Source organism: Paenibacillus typhae, assembly GCF_900099765.1.
GTDB lineage: Bacteria > Bacillota > Bacilli > Paenibacillales > Paenibacillaceae > Paenibacillus_AQ > Paenibacillus_AQ typhae.
Genome location: NZ_FNDX01000010.1, coordinates 42,277 through 63,905, shown reverse-complemented (window position 1 = coordinate 63,905; position 21,629 = coordinate 42,277). Strand labels below are relative to the sequence as shown.

The 21,629-nt window shown below is 51.8% G+C and carries 16 protein-coding genes and 1 pseudogene; 2 read left to right on the top strand and 15 right to left on the bottom strand.

Features of this window, described 5'->3' with window-relative positions:
* Nucleotides 1–8 precede the first annotated feature (8 nt).
* Nucleotides 9–449 carry a DUF3021 family protein gene (locus BLR64_RS11195; RefSeq protein WP_090714201.1) on the top strand — a complete coding sequence of 147 codons (441 nt, stop codon included), beginning with the start codon at nucleotides 9–11 and terminating at the stop codon, nucleotides 447–449.
* A gap of 130 nt (nucleotides 450–579) precedes the next feature.
* On the top strand, nucleotides 580–1,890 hold the full coding sequence (locus BLR64_RS11190) for an alpha/beta hydrolase family protein (protein WP_090714357.1): 1,311 nt from the start codon (nucleotides 580–582) through the stop codon (nucleotides 1,888–1,890).
* 48 nt (nucleotides 1,891–1,938) lie between these two features.
* Here the strand turns inward: BLR64_RS11190 and BLR64_RS11185 are convergent, their stop codons facing one another.
* From BLR64_RS11185 to BLR64_RS11120, 15 genes and pseudogenes are all read right to left on the bottom strand, one after another.
* Complete coding sequence (locus BLR64_RS11185; protein ID WP_090714200.1) at nucleotides 1,939–2,337, bottom strand: hypothetical protein; 399 nt, start codon at nucleotides 2,335–2,337, stop codon at nucleotides 1,939–1,941.
* 54 nt (nucleotides 2,338–2,391) lie between these two features.
* Nucleotides 2,392–3,300: a DUF3885 domain-containing protein gene (locus tag BLR64_RS11180; RefSeq protein ID WP_167360650.1), complete on the bottom strand. Its 909-nt coding sequence runs from the start codon at nucleotides 3,298–3,300 to the stop codon at nucleotides 2,392–2,394.
* A gap of 79 nt (nucleotides 3,301–3,379) precedes the next feature.
* Entirely contained in the window at nucleotides 3,380–3,682 is a 303-nt protein-coding gene (locus BLR64_RS31225) for a YiaA/YiaB family inner membrane protein (RefSeq protein WP_063837793.1), read from the bottom strand.
* Nucleotides 3,674–3,856 (bottom strand): annotated as a pseudogene (locus tag BLR64_RS31220) (YiaA/YiaB family inner membrane protein); the annotation flags it as partial. The gene BLR64_RS31225 and the pseudogene BLR64_RS31220, both read right to left, overlap by 9 nt.
* A gap of 121 nt (nucleotides 3,857–3,977) precedes the next feature.
* Nucleotides 3,978–4,466 (bottom strand): hypothetical protein, encoded by a 489-nt coding sequence (locus BLR64_RS11170; protein ID WP_244157673.1) that lies wholly within the window; start codon nucleotides 4,464–4,466, stop codon nucleotides 3,978–3,980.
* 293 nt (nucleotides 4,467–4,759) lie between these two features.
* On the bottom strand, nucleotides 4,760–5,743 hold the full coding sequence (locus BLR64_RS11165) for a phosphotransferase family protein (RefSeq protein WP_244157672.1): 984 nt from the start codon (nucleotides 5,741–5,743) through the stop codon (nucleotides 4,760–4,762).
* A 1,449-nt stretch (nucleotides 5,744–7,192) separates the two neighbouring features.
* Nucleotides 7,193–8,200, bottom strand: a complete 1,008-nt coding sequence (gene mglC, locus BLR64_RS11160) for a galactose/methyl galactoside ABC transporter permease MglC (RefSeq protein ID WP_068726219.1) — start codon at nucleotides 8,198–8,200, stop codon at nucleotides 7,193–7,195.
* Between the two features lie 110 nt (nucleotides 8,201–8,310).
* Nucleotides 8,311–9,822, bottom strand: coding sequence for a sugar ABC transporter ATP-binding protein (locus BLR64_RS11155; RefSeq protein WP_090714197.1), 1,512 nt, complete (start codon nucleotides 9,820–9,822; stop codon nucleotides 8,311–8,313).
* A 148-nt stretch (nucleotides 9,823–9,970) separates the two neighbouring features.
* Nucleotides 9,971–11,056: a galactose ABC transporter substrate-binding protein gene (locus tag BLR64_RS11150; protein WP_090714196.1), complete on the bottom strand. Its 1,086-nt coding sequence runs from the start codon at nucleotides 11,054–11,056 to the stop codon at nucleotides 9,971–9,973.
* 137 nt (nucleotides 11,057–11,193) lie between these two features.
* Complete coding sequence (locus BLR64_RS11145) at nucleotides 11,194–12,216, bottom strand: substrate-binding domain-containing protein (protein WP_090714195.1); 1,023 nt, start codon at nucleotides 12,214–12,216, stop codon at nucleotides 11,194–11,196.
* On the bottom strand, nucleotides 12,213–14,039 hold the full coding sequence (locus BLR64_RS11140; protein ID WP_341833380.1) for a sensor histidine kinase: 1,827 nt from the start codon (nucleotides 14,037–14,039) through the stop codon (nucleotides 12,213–12,215). The genes BLR64_RS11145 and BLR64_RS11140 overlap by 4 nt, the downstream gene beginning before the upstream one ends.
* Before the next feature lie 3 nt (nucleotides 14,040–14,042).
* On the bottom strand, nucleotides 14,043–15,692 hold the full coding sequence (locus BLR64_RS11135) for a response regulator (RefSeq protein ID WP_090714194.1): 1,650 nt from the start codon (nucleotides 15,690–15,692) through the stop codon (nucleotides 14,043–14,045).
* A 338-nt stretch (nucleotides 15,693–16,030) separates the two neighbouring features.
* Nucleotides 16,031–16,495, bottom strand: coding sequence for a GNAT family N-acetyltransferase (locus BLR64_RS11130; protein ID WP_090714193.1), 465 nt, complete (start codon nucleotides 16,493–16,495; stop codon nucleotides 16,031–16,033).
* The gene (gene purT / locus BLR64_RS11125) at nucleotides 16,485–17,675 is read right to left on the bottom strand and encodes a formate-dependent phosphoribosylglycinamide formyltransferase (RefSeq protein ID WP_090714351.1); all 1,191 of its coding nucleotides are present in this window, start codon (nucleotides 17,673–17,675) and stop codon (nucleotides 16,485–16,487) included. Before purT ends, BLR64_RS11130 begins: the two co-directional genes overlap by 11 nt.
* 149 nt (nucleotides 17,676–17,824) lie before the next feature.
* Nucleotides 17,825–21,508 (bottom strand): dynamin family protein, encoded by a 3,684-nt coding sequence (locus BLR64_RS11120; protein ID WP_090714192.1) that lies wholly within the window; start codon nucleotides 21,506–21,508, stop codon nucleotides 17,825–17,827.
* Between the last annotated feature and the right edge of the window lie 121 nt (nucleotides 21,509–21,629).

Sequence of the window (21,629 nt, the reverse complement as noted above, 5' to 3'; positions counted from 1 at the left end):
GGAACGGGATGAAGCCACTGCATATTGTAAAAGAGCTGCTTCGGGACTTTTTGATTATTTTGGCATCCGTCATCATCATCATTACTGTGTTAAGATCCATCTTTGATCCTGACGAGGCCTTTGATCTGATTACCATCTATATCATAATGGGCTTCTCACTGGTCGGCACACTAACGGGGATTATCCTGTACACTCCTGACGGGGTGAGCGAGCGGAATATGCGGACAAGGGTGATCCTTCATTTTGCCGCTCTGGAGGTGATTCTGATCGCCCTGGCGTTTGTGACCGGGACGGTGAGAGGCTTCCTGCCTACAGCCCTTTTTGCTGTGCAGATTGCCGCAGTGTACGGGATCGTCCGGCTGTTATCCTGGCAGGAGGATAAAAAAGAAGCGGAGCAGATTAATGAAAAACTCCGTCAGCTGAAGATGGATGACCGGCAGGACGGATAGGTTATTAAGGTTATTTTTGCAGCTTATTGGTCTGTAGCTACAGCTTATTCGTTTTCTATATACTTCCCTCCGGCAGTTTCATAAGATGGAGTCATTCTCACACTAAATGCCGGAAAGGAATAACAAGAAGATGGAACGATTATTATTCGGGATTGTACTAATGGTAGAAGTTGCTTTGGCTGTATATTGTCTGGTTACGAAGCAGCGGCACAGAAAAGGAAAGAGCCTGGTCAGAGTTACTGTGTTTATCGTGTTTGTTATGCTCACCCTGTTGCCTGGGATTGAATGGAGCTTCAGCTGGATTTTTTGCGCGGGTATGCTGCTTCTTTTGGCTGTGACAGGCCTGTTGCCGCTCATCCGGCACCCCAAAGAAGACCTCCGAGCGCTCAAACGTTCAGCCATTGTGGTAAAAGCAATCCTGATGCTCCTTCTGCTGTCGTTGGCTTTTGCACCTGTGCTGCTGTTTCCGCAATATAGATTGCCTGAGGTTACGGGTGAATATCCTGTCGGAACAGCTGTGTACACCTACACTGACAAGAACCGGATTGAGGAATTTACAGATACAGGTGAGCACAGACATGTAAATGTGGAGTTTTGGTATCCGGAGCAGGCTGAAGGTCCTTATCCGCTGCTGGTATTTTCCCATGGGGCATACGGGATCAGCTCAAGCAATACCTCTACGTTTACAGAGCTTGCCAGCCATGGCTATGTCGTTGCTTCGATCGGCCACCCCTATCATTCTTTTTATACAGAATCCGAGGATGGAAAGTTGACGATGATCAGCCGGGAGTATGTCCGGGAATTCAATAATACTAACAAAGACGGGATATATACAGCAGAGGAGCTTTACGGGATCATTCAAAAATGGATGAAGCTGCGCACCGACGATATGAATTTGGTGATAGATTCGGTTATGGAGAAAGCTACAAAAGGCAACGGCCCTGCTGTTTATGGGCTAATTGATCCTGCCAAAATCGGGGTGTTCGGCCACTCGATGGGCGGCGCAGCCAGTGTCTGGCTCGGGCGTGAGCGTGGTGACATCGGTGCCGTTGTCAATCTGGACGGCCCGCTGTTCAGCGAGCTTCGTTATGACCGGAAGGCGGATGATTTTACCTCGGCTAATGAAGCCTACACCATCCCGCTGCTTAATATTTACTCCGACGATGTCTGGAAGCAGCTCGGGAAGAACTCAGCGTATGCTGCTAACCAAACGGCTGATCAAAACTTCACCGAAGTATACTCCGTTCATTTTCAGGGAGCCAACCATATGAGCCTGACCGATCTGCCGCTGTTCTCCCCTATTCTGGCTAATATGCTGCCGGTTGGAAAAGCGGTCATTGATAAATACTACTGTATCGAGAACATGAACCGGCTGGTGCTGCAGTTTTTTGATTATACGTTGAAGGGAATTGGCGATTTCTCTCCGAAAGAGGTGTATTGAATGGTGAAGGAGCAGGCCTTCTTTGGAATGGGAGTCTGCTTCCTCAGGTTACAGGTTGTACTGTGCAACAAGCTCTCTCATATAAGGAGTTAGTTCAAAGCCATCGCAATAATCTTCTTCTGCCAAAGCCCAGTATCGAATGGTTTCCCGGAACATATCGAAATCATTGATTAGGTGGCCTTTGATTCTCCGCCAAAGTTCCGGCATAACTCCTGTCATATTAAGAGCCTCATCAAATGAAGAAAGGATTAATTTCATTAAGGCAAGCTTTTCAGCCTTGTTAAGGGCACCGATCTCATAGCAGGTGATAAATTCAGCAACTCTAGTGTGGTCTGAAATTTCAAGCTCCCAATCTTGAGAACGTTCATCTAATATGGGAAGATTAAGTTTTTCAGTGAGGGTAGCGATTGCTTCTTTAGTGACAAAATACTGTATTGGATTGTTCATTGTAATCTCCCTCCTGTCTAGGTGGTTGCTGTTGGATTATAACAGTGACTTGAATCAGTCTCCTCTAACACAGCTCCAACCAATATAGGCCCCATATTTTTTACCGTACATGCTCATGAGATGGCTCTGATAATCAATTTGCGCTAATGCTTCCGTCTTGGCAGCTGTAAAAGTGACCCGGTTATCTGTTTTGGAAACCCGCTCAATCTCAAACGATGTAAAAGCAAGTTCCTTTGCAAATATATCTGCATTCGCTAAGGGAATCTCGAAATAATGTGTTATACAACAAGTATTGATTTGCCTGAGGTTGATGCCGGATTCAACGATCTTCTTGTTATTACTCTTCCTGCGGGCTTTTTGTTCTTCATCCGTTTCTATGATGCCTGCAAGACCCTCTCCGAAAAGATTGTCAATTTGGTACCGGTTATAATCCAGAATCCATTTCCGGTGTTTATGGTAAAGAGGCAATAGAGCGTCTTTATCGGAACTGTAAACATCACAGCCGCGATCGTCGTACATATGAAATAAAATTCCTTTTGTTTTGTTGTACAGGTAAATTTGGCCGCCTGCTTCCGGTTTACGTCTGAAATCTAAATTTTCAATGGACTCCAGGACATAGGGTATCCGGATTTCTTTGGCTTTGATTTCAGCCTTCCATTCAAATGTATAGAGATCTTCTTCCGATTCACCGAACTCATATGGCAGAACACTTGAACTTAACTGCTGCCTCAACCGGGTTTTGAAAAAGCGCTTTAAACGAACGATACTGACACGTTTTTCATTTCTGCTATAACTGGTATGATGTAAAAAAATCACATGGTCCTCAGGATCAAAAACGGAACGGCAAATAGCATTCGCGCGATGAATACCTTCACTGCGGCAGGCCTCATCCATAAAGCTTCCCAAACCCAGTTCAAAACGTATGTAAAGAGCATGGGTTGTCAATTCTTTTACAATATTCACTGCGAATGCTCCCTCATCTTCATATATAAATTCACAAAGGCCCATCCCAGGATGGACCTTTCTTGTTTAAATGCTCTTGCTACCCCTGATAATCCCTTTTGGATTCCAGCTCGGCCAGAATATCTTTATCTTCCGCGTTGTCCCGGGTCACCTTCTGTACGCCGATCGCACTATACGAAATTAGCAGGATAACAGCAATGTAGTACCCTTTTACATTTAACTGAAACGGAGCGTTGTACAGGCCAATAAAGAACATGCCGTAACCGATAACCAGCCCGGCTATGGCCATCCCCGTAAAAGCTGCCGTGTTTCTCATCCGGTGCTTCGGATTTTCCAGGCGGATTTCTCTATCTTCCGTATTGTCCCGGACCACCTTCTGCATGACGATGCAGCTGATCGTAATCAGCACCATGCACAGAATATAATACCCCTTCACATTCAGCTCCCAGTTGTCATTGTAGACACCCAGGCAGAATAAGAACAGGCCTGCTGCCAAGGCAAAATAAGAAGCCAATGTAAAGGCAGTCGTGTTACGCTTGCGGTACGCTTGATTCATCTGCTGATTTCTCCCCCCACTGCAATATGGAATGCACTATTCCTCCTCCACTATACCCTGAAAGTTCGGTAAAATTCTACCATAATTTACTTTACTCAAGCTCATCTGCGCTGCATCCGTTTTACAGATAAATTTTGTTGAATTGCGAGGTGTACTCGGGTTCTGTAAAAGTTAATTCCGGAATTTTATCCAGCCAGTCCACAGTAGTTCCTATATGGTCATAGCCTGACAACATATCCTCCCTGCTGCTCATATCGATACCAAGCTTTTTCCAGGCCACCCTGTTTCCCGTCCGCACTATATGCGCAACCACCACCGTACAGCTCAAATCACAATCGTCCGGGCACATCAATATCGGCATTACAAACTCCAACTCATTACTGATGCATTTGTACCTTGATAAAATAAACTCTTTCTCCCCCGGAACATCCAGCCAATCCGGCATCAGCGGAATTAACCCTTCAAGATTGCGTGAGGGGTAGTGAGTATGTAGTATTGCATCGAGAGAAATGCCGTCTATAACGATAATGAGATGCTCAGCTGTACAAAAAAGACTCTGCCCCAGCACCACTTCTATGTTGTTAAAAATATCGGCCATTACAGCTGCCATTTTCAATCCGATTGGTGAAAGTTGATACGGAAACCGGTGAGTACATGGATAATCCGGGCGGGCAAGGGTATGAGACGGCTCTTCCTGGACCTGCGGCCAGTACTGGGCCGTCTATGGCATGGCGCTTTCTTAACGTTATACCCTAAAGCAGGAGTATCTGGATGCCGCCAAACGGTCAGCGTATTATTTTATCGAGAATGAAGCCGTTCAACGATTACTAGATACCTATTGATTTCCGTTCGCCGGAAGATTCGCTGTATTCTGATACAACTGCTGCCGTATGCCCTGCCTGATTATTCAATATACCGCATGGCCAGTTCTGTATGATATCTCGACAGATTTCTTGAAAATTGCTGATCCGGATATCCGCGGTGCAGCAGCTTCAGCCCGGCCGAGATTAAGGCGATATGATGATGGAACCGGTAAAACCGCATTCTGTCAGGATCAAGGGTATCGTTCTGCAAATAGCGGTAATACTCGCCGAATCTGAATTCCAGAAAGCTGTGCTCATGCTCGATATCAAAAAAACGCACGCCCTCGATGTCAATCAGATAAGGCTCCAGCCTCTCATTTACCAACAGATGGTCGGGACCGAGTTCATCATGAATCAGCCCGTATTCTGTCCTTGGCCCAATCCTGGCTGCAAGCTCATCCAGTTTATCCAGCAGCTTTTCTTTATTAGAGTTAATGAGGTCGATATACTGCACAGCGTAAGCTAACTGCAGCTTCGCATTATCCTGCAGCATCAGATGACATTGGCCTGTTTGACGTACGTTGCGATGCTGTTCAGGTGCACCGAAGGTATTTCTCTTGATGTTATGCATTGCAGTAACCAGAGTCCCTACCTGCTGCAAAACATGCTCCTTAACCTCCGGATCAGGGTGGCTGAAATAGGCTTCAGCTTTTTGCCCGTCTATATACTCAACCAGCGCGTAATCAAACGTATAGTCCGTTCTGTCATTATTCAGGTCGTAAAGCGCCGGCGTACGGATGGAATGTTCCTTCAAAAAACTGTTGCTGGATGCAAACAGGCCGCTGCCGTAAGAACTTGCATTAATCGTATTTTGTACGATTTCCTGCTGGAAAAAATTCATGGACAGATCCCATACATAAAGCACACAGCTGAAGCCGTTCGTGCAGTCTACTTTATAGACTACCTTTTGGGCACCGCCATGCATTCTGGACACACCTGAAACTACGTAGGAGCTTCCAAAAACCTGGCCGATATATTCCTGCAGTGCAAGGGGGTCGAGGTGGCAGCTAACGTTAATATTCATTAAACAACACTCCTGATCATGTATTGCCGGCCACCTCACTGTATAATAATCCCTGGAAAAAATATAGACTGTTTCTTTCCGTTCTGCTATGATGTTGAATAAGGTCTTTATAAAAATAGCCATAAACAGCAGCCCTTCGATTGAAGTCGAGCGGCTGCTGTTTTGTTGCTGCTTGGCGGCAGGAAATGGCTCAGAGAACATAGTCGCCCCCCTTGCTCACGCATATCCTTTTTCAGACCTTTTGTATGCTTTTCGCGTGTCCTTCGCGTGCTCTTCGCATGTCCAGGCGTGTCTTTTGGTATGCCCTCAGCACTTTGCATGTCTCCGTACGCCCTTCGTATGCCACGAATGCCTTTCATATGTCCTTCGCATGTCCTTCGGATCCCCTTAGCGTCCACTTCGTATGCTCTTCGCATCTCCTACGCCCTTCACGTCCATTTCGTATGCCCTCCGCATCTCCTTCGCGTCCATTTCTTTATGCTCTCTTCGCATCTCCTACCCGGCTAACGGACTCAGATGACCTTATCTGCCGCAAAATCCCAAGTATCACATTCTAACGGACACCAGCGCCGTTATTTAACCAGCTCAGCCTCAAAATAACCTGTCCTGGGCGAAATAAGGTCATCCCGGTCCGTTAGCTCCTCAAAAAGTACCGTTTAGTGAAAATAACGGCTGTGGAGTCCGTTAGCCGTCGAAAGGAGCAGCCGACGGATAACCTCTACAAAGTTTTTGGGTTGTGATGTGTCGCGGTTTGCACTGTTGTTAAGGTTGGTGCGCCGAGCTGGAGTTACACTACTATTGCAGTTGGCGGGTTGAGCCGGGGGTTACACTAACATTGCACTTGGCGGGTTAAGCGGGAGGTTACACTACTATCGCAATTGGCGGGTTAAGCGGGAGGTTACACTACTTTTGCAGTTGGCGGGTTAAGCCTGGGGTTACACTCTACTGCGGATGGTGGGTTAAGCTGGGGGTACACTAACATTGCACTTGGCATGCTGGTCCGAGGGTTACACTAACATTGCAGTTGACACAGCGCGCTGGGCTTTGCACAGTAGCTGGTTGGGCTTTTTGGCTTTTTGGCTTTTTGGCTTTTTGGTTTTGTTTTTTTCTTGCGTTTTTGTTTCGGAGCGAAGCAATCGAAACACCAAAAAGCGTTTGCTATGCAGTGCTAGCAAACGCTTTTTGCTGCTTTTCCCCACCTTGGCGAGGTGATGGGAGTAACGGAGGGAAGGTTTGGAGCTGGAGGAGCGGAGCGTCCGCCTGAAAGCTTTCCGCAGGAAAGCTCACTTCGGAAGCATCAGCTGTTCTCGAATTTCCACCGCCAAGGCGGTATGGAATCAAGGAATTCGAGAACAACAGCGGCCGGAAGCCCAAAGCTTTCCCGGAGTTACGCCTGAGAATCGAGCCTCCCTTAGCCTCCCTTAGCCTCCTAGTCACCGAGCACAAGGCCTACTTCTTCGATGAGTACTTCCGCATATCAAACGATACCGCAGCGATGATGATAAGGCCTTTGATAATCAATTGATAATAAGGGCTGATGCCGATGAAGGTCAGACCGTAGTTAATGAGGGTGAAGATGATAACCCCGACGAGTACGCCCGGAACGGTACCAATCCCGCCTGTAGTGGATACGCCGCCGACTACGCAGGCTGCGATGGCGTCAAGCTCGTACATGTTACCATAGTTGTTCGTAGCGCCGCCTGTTCTTGCTGCTTCGAGAACACCAGCCAGACCGTACAGGGCACCAGCGATAGCGTAGATATAGATCAGGTTCTTGGATACGTTGATACCGGAAACCTTGGCAGCCTGCATGTTGCCGCCGATAGCGTACATGTTTTTGCCGAGTTTCGTTTTGTTGAACAGTACCCAGACAATGGCGGCGACGACTATCGCTATAATGACGATGTAAGGTATGGAATACTGGCCGCTGCCGATAAAGCCGGAACCAATCTTGGTGAAGTCCTCACGCAGTCCGCCGATTGGCTGTGACTGGTTCGGGTCCATATCGAAATACAGGGAGTTTACGCCGTATACGATCAGCATCGTACCCAGTGTGGCAATGAACGGCGGTACATTCAGCTTGGAAACGACAAGACCGTTGACCAGACCGCAGATAAGACCGGCCAGGATCGCGATTGCGATAGGAAGCAGTACATGCACCTGCGGCAGATCCGGGAAGAAGCGGCGGGAATAATCCGGAATTTGCAGCATCGATGCCGAGATAACGGCGGTGAAGCCGACTACGCGGCCTGCCGACAAGTCGGTACCCGCAGTGATCAGGATAAAGGCAACCCCGAGGGCAATAATGACACGTGTCGAAGATTGAATCAGTACGTCACGCAAAGTGTTAACCGACATAAAGCTTGGTTCGTATACAATAATCCCCAGAATTAGAATGACCAGTACGATATAGATCGCATTCTGGGTGATAAAGGATTGTGCTTTTTTTACGTCCATGAGTATTGTTCCTCCTTAAGTGTTACGCGAAGTTTAGCGATTCTAATGTGAGCTGAACCAGCTGAACAGGAAGCACATCTGACTTCGCTGCTGTTAGTACTGCTCCTATCCTAGTGCTGTGCGGCGAGACGCATAACTTCGGTTTCCGTAGCTTGGTCGCCTTCTAATATTCCTGTAAGCCGTCCTTCGGACATGACCATTACACGGTCAGACATGCCCAGCAGCTCAGGCATTTCGGAGGAGATCATAATGATGCTCTTCCCCTGCTTCGCCAGGTCGGCAATGATTGAATAAATTTCAAATTTGGCTCCGACATCAATCCCGCGGGTAGGCTCATCGAGCAGCAGAACTTCCGGCTCGGTCAGCAGCCATCTGGCCAGCAGCACCTTTTGCTGGTTACCGCCCGAAAGGTTCATAATCTGTACCTTGGTGGTTGGTGTCTTCGTACGGAGCTTCTCGATCATCCGATCGACTTCTACCTTTTTCTTCTTGCCGTCAAGCAGGAGATATGGCTTCTGGTACCGGTCCAGATTGGCAATCGCCCCGTTCTCATGGACAGACAGCACAGGGAAAATACCGGTTACGCGGCGTTCTTCCGTCAGCAAGGCCAGGCCATGCTTCTTGGCATCCTGCGGTGAATTAATGTTGACCTTTTTCCCGTCGATGGAGATGCTGCCGGATTGGATGGCACGGAGTCCGAACAGGGCTTCAATGACCTCTGTACGCTGTGCACCTACAAGTCCGCCTACACCGAGAATTTCACCCCGCCGGAGTGTAAACGAGACATCCTTGAACGATCTTGGCTCCGGAGACGTCAGTCCTTCCACCTTCAGATAGACCTCGCCGGGTACGTTGCCGCGTTCCGGGAAGCGGTTCGTCAGGTCGCGTCCAACCATCCGGGAGATAATCAGATCCGTAGTCAGCTCAGCAGACGGCCAGGTACCGATCTTTTTACCGTCACGCATAATGGTTACTTCATCAGAGATTTCAAGAATTTCTTCCATCTTGTGGGATATATAGATAATAGCTACGCCTCTTTTTTGCAGGTCCCGGATAATCCGGAACAAATGCTCTACTTCCACGCTTGTCAGGGAAGAGGTCGGCTCATCCATTACGATAACGCGGGAATGAAAAGAAACGGCCTTCGCGATTTCAATGGATTGGATTTTGGATACAGACAGCTTGCCTACCAAGGTTTCGGGATTCAGATCAATGTCCAGATCCTTGAACAGACTTTCCGTATCCGCATACATTTTTTTGTGGTCAATGAATTGAATCGGCCCGATTCCCTTAGTCGGAAAACGTCCCAGCCAGATGTTCTCCATCACGCTCCGGAACGGTACCGGATGAAGCTCCTGGTGAATCATTGAAATCCCGTGCCCTAGGGCATCGTTGGAGTTGGTAATATTGGCTTTTTCGCCATCCAGAAAGATCTCACCGGCGTCCGGTGAATAAATTCCAAAGAGACATTTCATCAGTGTGGACTTTCCTGCCCCGTTTTCGCCCATAAGTGCATGAACCGAACCCGGTCTAACCTTGAGGCTAACTCCATCCAGCGCTTTAACGCCGGGGAATTCTTTAGTAATATTGTTCATTTCCAGCAAAAACTCAGCATTAGCCATGTTGTTACGCCCCCTACGCTTTTTTCTTTTTCCATGAGAGGCACAGCGGTTCTATCCTGTTCCCTACCCTTAAGGAATCCGGGGAGCGGGCGTACCCGCTCCCCGGTTATCATTTTTTATCTGATTGTTCTGTTAATGACAGAAGCTCTTATTGAGCGTCAGCTACGTTGTCTTTGGTAATCTTTTTGTAGGAGATCCATACATATTGGTTGTCAGTGATATCAAAGCCAACGTTGTCTTTAGTTGGAGTTTCACCTTTAGCCAGCAGTGCTGCAACTGTGATTGCCGCTTTACCCTGGTTGTTCGCATCGTTCAATACGGTTCCGAGCATGGTTCCGTCCTGCAGAGCCTGAACAGCTGGTGCTGTAGCGTCAACACCTACTACCGGCATGTATTTGTCGCCAGTGAAGTAGCCCTGCGCCTTCAGAGCTTCAATTGCGCCCAGTGCCATGTCATCGTTGTTAGCCAGAACAGCTTCGATCTTGTCGCCATGGGAACCAAGGAAGGCAGCCATTTTTTCCTGTCCTTTTACGCGGTCCCACATTGCAGTATCTTCAGCCAGCTTTTCAACCTTGATGCCGGCATCTTCGATAGCCTGGATGGAGTAAGTCGTGCGCAGCTCGGCATCCTGGTGTCCCGGTTCGCCTTTGAGCATTACATACTGGAGTACGCCGTCGCCGTTTTTGTCAGCTTCAGGATGTGCCTTCCAGTAGTCAACGATCAGCTGGCCGGACATGGTGCCGGATTCTTCTGCTTTTGCACCTACGTAGTAGACTTTATCCCATTTCTTCATATCTTCAGGAAGCGGTTCGCGGTTCAGGAAGACTACCGGAATGTCAGCCGCTTTAGCTTTGTCAATGATAACGCCGGCAGCCGTGCGGTCAACCGGGTTGATCAGCATACCGTCATATTTTTTGGTAACGAACAGGTCAACCTTGTCATTCTGGGTCGGCTGCGAGTTTTGGCTGTCTACGATGTCTACGGTTGCAATGCCTTTAGCTGCTGCATCGATTGCGTTACGAACGCCGGTCATGAAGGTATCATCAAATTTGTAAATCGCAACACCGACTTTAGGTGTTTCACCGCTGCCGGAATTCCCTGTGTCCGCTGCCGCGTTGCCGGCCGGAGCATTTGTTGCAGCTGTATCAGCAGAGTTGTTGTTATTGCCGCCGCAGCCTGCCAGAGCTGCACCCAGTAATGCACTAGCAAGTAAAACGGAAGTGAGTTTTTTCATAATTTAATGACCTCCTGGTGATGTTTCTTTATTAGTGTGTCCGTGTCTCAGGCACATCCTTATTATGCCCCACATGAAAACGGTTGCGAATATAAAATACTACTGTCTTTTATAAAAATTCTAATATCATAAGAATCCTATTTTACGAACGGAAACAGCAGCTTCTGATTCTCCGGATACAGCATATTGTCCAGATCAATCAGCTTCGTCCCGGTATCCACACGCTCCGGCACATCCATCCCCTGCACCGCTTCCACCGCATATTTCACTGCCAGATAGCCGTTGCTGAACGGATTCTGGATGACAGTCGCCTGAACGGTGCCGTTCTGCAGCAGCTCCAGCATGGAGGGAGAGCTGTCAAAGGCGACCATTCTGATAATATTATCAAGTCCCATGCTCTGTATCACCTTGCCCGCTCCCTGCGAGGCTGTCTCGTTAAGTGTAGCGATCCCCCGCAGCCCCGGATGGTTCTTCAGCATTTGCCGGGTCAAGTCCTCAGCTTCGGCAGTACTCGAGGTGGTATATGAAATCTGCACCACATGAATGTTCGGATAACGGGCGGCATAGTTCAAAAAACCCTTTTCCCGCTCATCCGCATCCCGTGCACCGTAATCAATCGAGCCGCTCTCATGCTCACCGTTAAGGGACGCACTGGTAAAATTAAGAATACCGATCTCACCTGTACCGTTCAGCAGCGTAATCAGGCGTTCAGCAGATTTCTGGCCGGCCTCATAGCCGTTGGAGCCGACATACGACCGTACCTTGGCAGAGCCGACCTCGGCATCAACTGATATAACCGGGATTTTTGAATAAGCTGCCTGATCAACAACCTGAGCGAGTCCCATATAGCTGCTGGCCGCCAGTATAATCGCATCTGCGTGCTGGCTGATCGAATCCTCCACCATGGCAACCTGCTCATCAATCATGCTCTCGGAATCCGGCGCTTTGAACGTCAGATTGACATTGAACTCCTTCGCAGCTGCTTCTGCGCCAAGCTTAACCGTATTCCAGTAATCACCCTTGTTCATCTTGACGATCATATGGATATTGCGTGTGTTTTTGGTATTGATATAGACAGGTGACGTATTAAAGCAGGAGGTAACCGATAACCAGACCAGCCCGCACATCAGCAGCGTCAGCATTAGACGTATGATCTTCATAAAGGCTCCTCCCCCTCTATACTCTCTGAGTTTGAACTGCTGCTAACCGCCGGAAAAACAATCGTTACCGTTGTCCCCTCTTCCAGCTCACTTTCAAAAGCAAGCCCGAATTCGCGCCCGTAATAGAGTCCGATTCTTTCGTTGACATTGCGTACCCCGACACCGGAGCCGCTGCCGCTTTTTCCGCCGCCGCTCAGGATCGTATTCAGCGTCTCTCTGGACATGCCTATCCCGTTATCACTGATTTTGATAATAATCAGATCATCCTGCAGCTCCGCAGTAATCAGCACCAGCCCCTCATCGGGCGACATTTCAATGCCGTGATATAACGCGTTCTCTACAATCGGCTGCAGAATCAGCTTAATCGTCTGAAGCGGCAATACCTCCTCCTGCGCCCTGATTTCGAACCGGAATTTATTCTTAAAGCGGAAGCTCTGGATCACCAGATAATGGCGGATATGATCGAGCTCCTCCTGAATGGTAATGATGTTGTTTCCTTTACTGAGACTGATCCGGAAAAACTTCGAGAGCGACTGGATCATCGTGATGACCTCATCATTTTTACCGCGCTCGGCCAGACGGACGACAGAATTCAGCGTATTGTACAGAAAATGAGGATTAATCTGCGACTGCAGCACCTCCAGCTCACCCTTACGTTTCGTTTCCTGCTCGTAGATGATCTGGTCCATCAGCTGACGGATCCGCTGCAGCATCAGGTTGAAGCGCCTGGACAGCTGCTCTACCTCATAAGCGCCGCTCACATTGATCGGGGTATGAAGATCCCCGTCGCCCACCTGCTTGACTGTCCGCTCCAGCTTGCGGATGGGGCTGGCAATCAGCCAGGAGAGGAGGACGGACACCGCGATAACACACAGGATCACTGCGGCCAGAAACCAGATCAGGAACTGGTTCAGATCGCGTTTGGTCGTTACAATCTCATCGTAATAGGCGACGCCGACGATTTTCCAGCCCGTCTCTTTCACCGTCCGGACGGTAATAAACCGCTTCTCCCCGGTTGACTCATCGAGGTAGCTGCGGTAAGCATACTCAAGCACCGGCTCCACATTCTCATATTTCAGGCCGGCGTAAATCAGCTGCTGCTGCGGATGATAGACGATATTGCCCAGCGGGTCGAGAATATAAGCATATCCGCGCTTGCCGAGCTTGACCTGGCGGCTGAGCTGATCAATCGTCCGGAAGTTAAAATCAATCAGCAGAATGCCTGACTTCAGTTCCCCGTCCTGCTTGTACTGGATCATTTTGCTGATCGACACGACCCAGGTGTATTTTCCCTTGAACAAATTCTGGATATGCGGCGCAGAGTAGGAGATGTCCGGCGTTTTCTGGGCGCTGGTGAACCAGCTCTGGCTTTGCAGCTGCGTATTCAGCCGCATGCTTTGTCCAGGTGTACCGACGACATACTCCCCCTGAGGGGTAAAAACAGCCACTGAAACCAGATCCTCGCGGCTGCTCATTAACGTATCCATCCGTTCATAAAGCAGCGGCGAGTCTATGGAAGCACTTGATGTAATCTGCTTCTCCGCCGTATCAAAAATATTGCTCATTCCCTTCACATACAGCTCCAGGTTGTAATTCACCTGTTCAATAATCTGCTGCATATTCAGGTTGGCGTTCTCCTCCGCGGTTTTGGCAAATTTGTTGTACAGCATAAAAGCGACAATGACTGCTACAAGAACAGCCACTGCCGTAAAGGAGAGGGTAATAATCAGCTGGATGCTCCGCAGCTTGGCAGAGAGGCGCATCCGGCCGCGCTGGCCGGTCTGCGGACGCAGCGGGAAGAAATCCCCCTTGCTTTTGTTCATCTCTTATCCTCCCCGGGCGCTGTTCTTATACTCTTTGGGCGACTGCCCGTATTTTTTGCGGAAACAGAAGCTGAAATAATTCGGGTCGGAGAAGCCTATCTTCTCCGCTATTTCAAACGCCTTCAGCTCTGTGGAACGGAGCAGCTCCTTGGCCGCCTCCAGGCGGATCTGCAGCAGATAGCTGACAAAGGTCATCTTCATCTCTTTTTTAAAAATACTGCTGAAATAACCTGTGCTGATATGCAGATGCTGGCAGACCCGGCCGATGGAGATGTCGGACTCCTCATAGTGGCTGCGGATGTAATCCTTGGCCTGATCAATCAGCTGCTTATAGCTGGACTGGCGTTCAGAAGCAATCGTGTCCATCAGCCTGGTGCAGATACTGATAATCCACTGCTTCGCTTCGCCCATATTATTGAATTTATTGATTTCGGACAGCGTGGAAATGCCGGAACCAATGAAATCCGCAGCCTCCGTGCCTGACTCTTTAGCTACACGAAGGATGGACGTTATTATTTCCAGCAGAAAAATCTGATAATCCTGTGTGGACACATGCGCAGTATCCAGCCCGCCGAACAGCTCGTCCACAACTTCCTTCAGCTCCTGCACCGTGCCCAGCTTGATCGTACGGATCAGGGACTGCTGGGTCAGTTCATCAAACGCCAGCAGCTGATTGGACCTGGACTCGACATCCTCGATCCATATGACTCTATTGTTTCCCAGAATGAGCCGGTAATCCAGTGCCTGCATCGCATCAGCAAAGGAATTGAACAGCATACCCGCCGACTGGCAGACGGTTCCGGCCCCGGCAGTCACCGTCAGCTTGAGAAAGCGCTGCACGTTCTGGCGGATTTCCTCAAGAACTGTCAACGTATTGCCGGTAATCTCCGCTTCTTCTGCCGCTTGACTGACAGACAGCAGCACGACATCATCACGGTGAATGAATACTTTGCCGAAGCCATGCTTCTGGCATATTTCCTCGGCAATATTCAGGATGGCGAACAGCTGCAGGTTATGATCCCCGGTATCGCGGAGCGACACATGTCTGCTTACCCCCGTCCCCTGATCTTCTCCGGTATGGATATAGTCAATGCTAATGACCGAAGCCTGAAATTGCCTGCCGGCAAGGTCTATGCTGTATTCCGTGCTTTTGTCGCTGATCTCCTTCAGCGGCAGACGGCGGGACACCAGCGAGGAGAGGAACTGCTCCCGGAGCACCGGCAGGCTTTTGCGGTAATGCTCGGTCAGTACATACACGTTCTCCTTTTCGGCAATCTCCGCTTCAATAACAGCCCTTACCTTAAGAAGTACATCTATCAGCTCCTGTGATGAGAACGGTTTCAAAATGTATTCGTCAATCTGCAGCTTGATCGCTTTCTGGGCGTACTCAAACTCATCATAACCGGTCAGGATGATGATCTTTGTATTGGGATGGCGGCTGCGGATCCATTCGGCCAGCTGGAGCCCGTTCATGAACGGCATCTGGATATCCGTTACGACCACATCCGGCAGCAGCCGGTCAATGGCGTCTGCCGCTTCACGCCCGTTCTCCGCCTGGTCCACCACTTCAAAGCCGTATTGCGCCCAGTCAATCTGGGCAATTATCCCTTCCCGCACATCTTCTTCGTCTTCGGCAAGAATCAGTTTATACATGCTTCATCCCTCTTTGAATTAATAATATGTTTCTATGGAATAGCAGAAGTGAGTCCAGGGCTGTCCGGATGTCTCTAACGGTAAAAAAAGCCCCCGGCTGTTTCACTGCCCTCTGTTTCTGTTTATAACAAATAAGTCTGCAAATATAGATGGCATTTCACTATAATATTAGTCCGCCATTTTGGCAAGGGTCAACATGAAGAATTTTTCGCGGGGATCGGAATCTGCCGGAGTAATGCTGGAAGTACGGGTTAAGATATGTACATAACGTAACAGGCCCAGGAATAAAAAAAACCATCCCGTTAGCTCCGGGATGGGGATGATTGCACGTATAAGATTTACAGCAGGGCTTTGCTGAAGCGGTAGCCTGCGCTTTTCTCGAATCCGATATGACGGTAAAAAGCGTGCGCCGGTGCGCGCTCTACACGGTTGCCGCTTCGCAGGAACAGCTGGCAGCAGCCTTTCTGGCGGGCCCATTCTTCAGCTGCAGCGACCAGTCTTTTGCCAAGGCCATGTCCTCTGAGCTCCTCTGATACGATCAGCGCGGTAATTTCCGTAATGCAGTCTGCCTGCTTGTAATAGGATTTAACCTGATGAAGATCAATCATTCCCACAACTTCATTGTCCAGCTCAGCAACCATTGTGCAATGGAACGGATCATGCTCCATGCCTTCCATTCTCTCTTTCATCACGCTAAGCGTTGTCGGATAGCCGAATTCACGCAAAAGGGCTGTAACTCTCTCCAGATCACTTGCACCCCATTTGCGAATTTGCAGTACCTGCTCCTGAGTACTACTGTTCATCCTCATATACCTCCACTTTTAGCATAGACGCCGCCCTATTAGCTGCCGTCCGCGCGATATTCACATCTTCCGCCGCACTTAAGGCTACTGCCATCCGCCGTCCAGGACGGATTTCAGGTTTGCCGAATACCCTTACCTGTGTGCGCGGCAGTGCCAGCGCCTCACCGATGCCGGAGATTGTGAAGGCTTGTCCTTCAGCCTCCGCCTTCAGGGTAGCCGATGCCCCCGGTGTCATTAACGTCACCGAGTCCAGCGGAAATCCAAGAATGGCTCTGACATGCAGAGCAAATTCCGATAAATCCTGTGTAATCATTGTAACCATGCCGGTATCATGCGGTCTTGGCGATACTTCGCTGAACAATACTCCCTGCTCTGTCAGAAACAGCTCAACTCCAAAAATACCCAGTCCGCCAAGCTGATCGGTAACTGCAAGGGCAATGGACTGTGCCTCCGCCAGCTGCTCAGTGCTCATCTGATGCGGCTGCCAGGACTCAACATAATCCCCGTCCTTCTGGATATGGCCGATAGGCGGGCAGAATACAGTGCCGCTTACCGTCCGGACCGTCAGCAGGGTAAATTCACTCTCAAACGTAACGAACCCTTCGACGATGACTCGTGTCCCTTTGGCACGGGCGCCTTCAAGTGCAATATTCCAGCTGCTCTCGGCATCCTCAGACTGTCTGCAGATGCTCTGCCCTTTGCCGGACGAGCTCATGATCGGCTTAATCACACAAGGTGTGCCAAGCTCTTTAAGCGCTGCGTGCAGCTCCTCCAGACTGTCTGCGAACCGGTATGGCGCGGTCGGCAGGCCAAGCTCCTCGGCTGCCAGCCGGCGGATGCCTTCACGGTCCATCGTCAGCCGGGCTGCACGGGCTGTAGGGACGACATTAAAGCCTTCCGCCTCCAGCTCCAGCAGTGCATGAGTGGCAATGGCTTCAATCTCCGGCACAATAAGGTCGGGCTTCTCCTTACGGATCAATGCTTGGAGTGCCTCTGCGTCGAGCATATCAATGACATAAGAACGATGAGCAACGCCCATCGCAGGGGCATCCGGATAACGGTCTACTGCTACGGTCTCTACGCCAAGGCGCTGAGCTTCGATAATGACTTCCTTGCCCAATTCTCCGCTGCCCAGGAGCAGCAGCTTACGGCTTTGGGCTGAAAAGGGAGCTCCCCACATTGTCGATTCCAACCTCTTTCGCAAATTTAACTGCTGATTTTCAAGGTTTCTGTAAACAGACAGCAGTTTCATTGTAAATTTCCAGGCTTCTTTATTTTCTTCCATCAGCGGTTAATTTGCAAGTGTTCTTCGACATTTTCCTACAAACTTCACAGATCGTTGTTGAGAAGTTCTCCGAAAGACTGTTCCAGCCGGTGCAGCTGTGCGGCAATTCCACTCCAGTGCTCCGCCGAATCACCCCCTTTCAGCAGCTCAGACATCGCTTCCTCCCGTTCCTGCAAAGCTTCCTGCAGACTGGATGCGGCACAGCCTAATGCCGTATTCAGGGCATCGGCGTAGAAGTCGAGCAGCAGCTTCTGTTCCGCTTCAGCGGCCTTGGTGACAGCCTCTTTGAGCAGCGGCTCCGCTTCCGCACGCAGCTCTGAACGGCCCGGGCCTTCAAAGAAATGGCGCGGTGACTTAAACCGGCTCCAGAAGGCCGGCCAGTCCAGCGGGCTCAGCCGGGCCTCCAGCTTCTCCGGCGCAGCCCAGCTCACCTGCCCGTTCTCCAGCAGCTCCCGGCCGGATAAAGCCAGCTCTTCCGCCGCTGCCAGGGCAGCCTGGCCGGCAAGCCGCCTGCCGGCTGCCTCCAGCCGCAAGGTGGTGGCCCATAATTCCTGTTCCAGCTCCCGCTGCAGTGTTCGCTCCAGCTCCCGCCCGCAGGCAGTAAAGATCTCTTTTAAATTACGCGCATCCTCACGGAGCAGGGAAGGATGAAAGGATTCCTGAAAGAACCGTCCCAGCGCGAAGGTGATCCGCTGGCCGACATGGTAGATCAGCTCCTCACCTTCACGCTGCAGATCACGGGCCGGCCGTTCTTCCGCCGCCAGCAGCGCAAGCCGCCTGCCGGCTGCTTCTTTACGGGCCTGCAGCTCCTGCAGCCCTGCTTCCCGTCTGCCTGCCTCGGCAGCTGCCAGCTCCCGCCATTCCTCTGCCTGCTGCCGGACTGAAGCTATGCTGTCCCTGGCTGCGTGCAGCGACAGCTGCGGCAGCTCCCCGCCGGCGAACCGGGCCAGCGCGTCCTCAAAGCTGCTGAAACGGGACGCTTCATACCGCTTCCGGTCGAGTCCTGTTTTGCCTTCCAGGGCCAGCAGGCTGGATAAAGCATAAATCCGCGGCTTGGTCAGGCCGCCGGCGCGCAGGTTGCCGGCCACATGGGCCTTGACCTCCTCCAGCTCCTCCCTGCTGCCGGCCAGGTCGGAGGCATTAATGATAAAGAACATTTTATCCAGGGCGAAGCTGTCCTTAATTCTGCCGAGCTGGGCCAGCAGCCCCCGGTCCGCCTTGGAGAAGGCGTGATTGTAATAGGTCACGAAGCAGATGGCATCGGCATTCTTCATATAGCCGAAGGTTACCCCGGTATGGCGGGCGTGCAGGGAATCCGCCCCGGGCGTATCGACCAGCACGATGCCGCTTGCGGTAAGCGGGCAGTCATAGTACAGATCCGTCTCCTGGATGAAGCATGCTTGTGTCTCGTCTGCGACCAGACTGCGGTATTCCTGCAGGTCCACTGTCCGCACCGTACCGAGCAGCGCTTCCGCCTTCTGCCAGCCTGCCGCTGCGGCCCGCAGGAAGCCGATATGCGGCAGCGCCGACGGATGCAGGCCGCCGGCCTGCAGGTTCGCCGCGACGGAGATCCAGGTCTCCCGCTGGGGCACCGGCAGCTGCAGCACATGAAACGAATGGACAATATCGTCCCAGAATTCCTGCTGCGACTTCATTGTAATGAGGGCATCCCCGTGCCGGTACTCACCCTCCGGCGCAAGAATGCGCCCGACGGCGGCTGTGGCGGGATGCGGAGACACCGGCAGCACATCTTCGCCCAGCAGGGCGTTGGCGAAGGAGGACTTGCCGGCGCTGAACGCTCCGAACAGCGCCAGCGTAAAGCGGCCGGCCGCGATGGTCTGGGCCCGCGCCGCCAGGCTGCGCGCCGCCGAGGCCATCGCCGGCTCGCCGCGCAGCAGCTCCGCCGCAGCGTCCAGCACCGCTGCGGCCTTGCCCAGCCGGCGGCGCCCGCCCGCCGGCGAGCCCGCCGCCGCCCAGTCCGGGGCGGTGGAAGGGCCAGCCGCGGCGCGGCGCTGCGGCTGTGCTTCACGCGGCGCCGCCTCCGGCACGGCCGCGTTCGCGGTTGCCCTTACCCCCGGCAGGGCACCGGGGGTGAGGGCGCGGCGCTGCGGCAGCAGCGCCGAAAGGGCTGCCGCGCGGGCGTCCGCCGCGCGGTCAAGCGCCGCGAGCCTAGCTGCGGCGTCCGCCCGGCGCAGCAGGGCGGCTTCGCGGCGCGCAAGCGCGCGCTGCCGCTCAGCGATGAGCGGCGGCAGCTTCGCCAGCAGCTCATCGCCGGCCGCCAGAGCAGCGCGGCGGTACTGCGCCTTGATCTCTGCCGCCAGGGCGCGGCAGAAGTTAAGCAGCGCCTCGCCGCTGCCGGCCGTTCCCGGCTTCACCTGTCCCGCGAGCCACTCGCGGCTCACCGCCGGGAAGCTCTCCTTCAGCCGGGTCTCTGCCCCGTCCTCCCAGACCTCCAGGCCTTCGGCCCATTCACGCACCGCCTGCAGAAGGTGCCAGTCCAGCTGGCCGGAGATTTCCCGGCTCTGCAGGCTATGCCAGGCGGCAAGCCGCTTCTCCTGCTCCTTCTCCCGCTTGCCGGCAGTGAACAGGAGCCCGCGCCGGAATCCGGGAGCAAGGCTCTCCACATAAGCACCAGCCGCCTCCCGGACATCCGCGGGCATCAGATTGAGGTTACCCAGCAGGGTATCCAGCTTGCTCCGCAGATGATGCCGCGACTCTTCCGGCAGGCCGGCAAGTGCTTCCTGCTCCCCGGCCAATGCCTTAAGCGCAGCCTGCGCATCCGCTTCATCCGCCCCTTGCGTTTCCTCCTTCAGCTGTTCCCGCTGCTCACTCTGTTCTTCCGCATAAGCGGTTACAAGCGTTTCAGCAATATGATGGGCTGACCGGGACAGGCTGTATTGCAGCAGCTCCTCACGCCGGTCTACCAGTGCGGCTATCAGCTTCAGCAGCTCCTCCCACTGGTTCAGCGGATGCTCCTCCACCTTCAGGGAGGTGAACAAGAGTCCGGCCGATTGAATGCCCCAGGCATCGAAAGCGCTTTCCAATTGCTGCCGGTATTCTGTGATTGTAATTTCCTGCTGGCGGTGTTTGTCGATCTGATTGACAATAAGATACAGCGGTTTTCCCCAGTCACTGAGATTTTTGGCAAATGCGAGATTATTTTCGGACTGCACATGATTGTAATCCATTACATAGAAGACCACATCGGCCAAATGCAGCGCCGAGCGGGTCGCCGCCTGATGGCCGTCATCGGTAGAGTCAACTCCCGGAGTGTCCATCAGCACGCCGTGTGCCCCCAGGATCGGAACCTGTTCCCACACCTCAATGGCAGAGTATTCACCGCCGCTGCGGCAGTATTCCTGGAGCTGGTCCGGTGAAGTCTCCCAGGGAATTACCGGAATCTCCTTCTGGACCGGCACGGGATACAGCTTAACACGCGGCTCCCCGCAGCGGATCGACACGATATTGGCACTGGTCGGAACGGGACCTGAAGGCAGTACGTTACTGCCGCAAAGCTTGTTGATCATACTGGACTTTCCGGCAGAGAAATGCCCGCAAAAAGCAAGCGTCAGCTCATCCTTCTGCTCTTTACTCTGCAAATCCGCAATGACCCTGGCTGTTTCAGCTTCCCCCCACTGATCCATCAGCTCTTTAAATGAGGATAATGATGAGTCCTTTACCTGATTCTGATTCTGGTTCTGTTCCAGCTTCGTCTGTTCTGCCCGCACAAGTGCCCACCTCCGCCGTTTCCTTAAAATTTCCCAGCTATATAACTATGTACTTCAGTAAGGATATGTCCATTAATTGTAAATAACCGCTTCCAATTACCCGGATTCATGCATGGTTGAC

What these genes read in the sequence shown, in the direction of transcription:
- BLR64_RS11165 (WP_244157672.1), bottom strand. Translation starts at nt 5,743, where the DNA reads ATGAATATTAACGTTAGCTGCCACCTCGACCCCCTTGCACTGCAGGAA.
- BLR64_RS11145 (WP_090714195.1), bottom strand. Translation starts at nt 12,216, where the DNA reads ATGAAGATCATACGTCTAATGCTGACGCTGCTGATGTGCGGGCTGGTC.
- purT (WP_090714351.1), bottom strand. Translation starts at nt 17,675, where the DNA reads ATGTGGGGAGCTCCCTTTTCAGCCCAAAGCCGTAAGCTGCTGCTCCTG.
- BLR64_RS11135 (WP_090714194.1), bottom strand. Translation starts at nt 15,692, where the DNA reads ATGTATAAACTGATTCTTGCCGAAGACGAAGAAGATGTGCGGGAAGGG.
- BLR64_RS11155 (WP_090714197.1), bottom strand. Translation starts at nt 9,822, where the DNA reads ATGGCTAATGCTGAGTTTTTGCTGGAAATGAACAATATTACTAAAGAA.
- BLR64_RS31225 (WP_063837793.1), bottom strand. Translation starts at nt 3,682, where the DNA reads ATGCAGAAGGTGGTCCGGGACAATACGGAAGATAGAGAAATCCGCCTG.
- BLR64_RS11150 (WP_090714196.1), bottom strand. Translation starts at nt 11,056, where the DNA reads ATGAAAAAACTCACTTCCGTTTTACTTGCTAGTGCATTACTGGGTGCA.
- BLR64_RS11140 (WP_341833380.1), bottom strand. Translation starts at nt 14,039, where the DNA reads ATGAACAAAAGCAAGGGGGATTTCTTCCCGCTGCGTCCGCAGACCGGC.
- BLR64_RS11170 (WP_244157673.1), bottom strand. Translation starts at nt 4,466, where the DNA reads ATGGCAGCTGTAATGGCCGATATTTTTAACAACATAGAAGTGGTGCTG.
- mglC (WP_068726219.1), bottom strand. Translation starts at nt 8,200, where the DNA reads ATGGACGTAAAAAAAGCACAATCCTTTATCACCCAGAATGCGATCTAT.
- BLR64_RS11190 (WP_090714357.1), top strand. Translation starts at nt 580, where the DNA reads ATGGAACGATTATTATTCGGGATTGTACTAATGGTAGAAGTTGCTTTG.
- BLR64_RS11130 (WP_090714193.1), bottom strand. Translation starts at nt 16,495, where the DNA reads ATGAACAGTAGTACTCAGGAGCAGGTACTGCAAATTCGCAAATGGGGT.
- BLR64_RS11195 (WP_090714201.1), top strand. Translation starts at nt 9, where the DNA reads ATGAAGCCACTGCATATTGTAAAAGAGCTGCTTCGGGACTTTTTGATT.
- BLR64_RS11185 (WP_090714200.1), bottom strand. Translation starts at nt 2,337, where the DNA reads ATGAACAATCCAATACAGTATTTTGTCACTAAAGAAGCAATCGCTACC.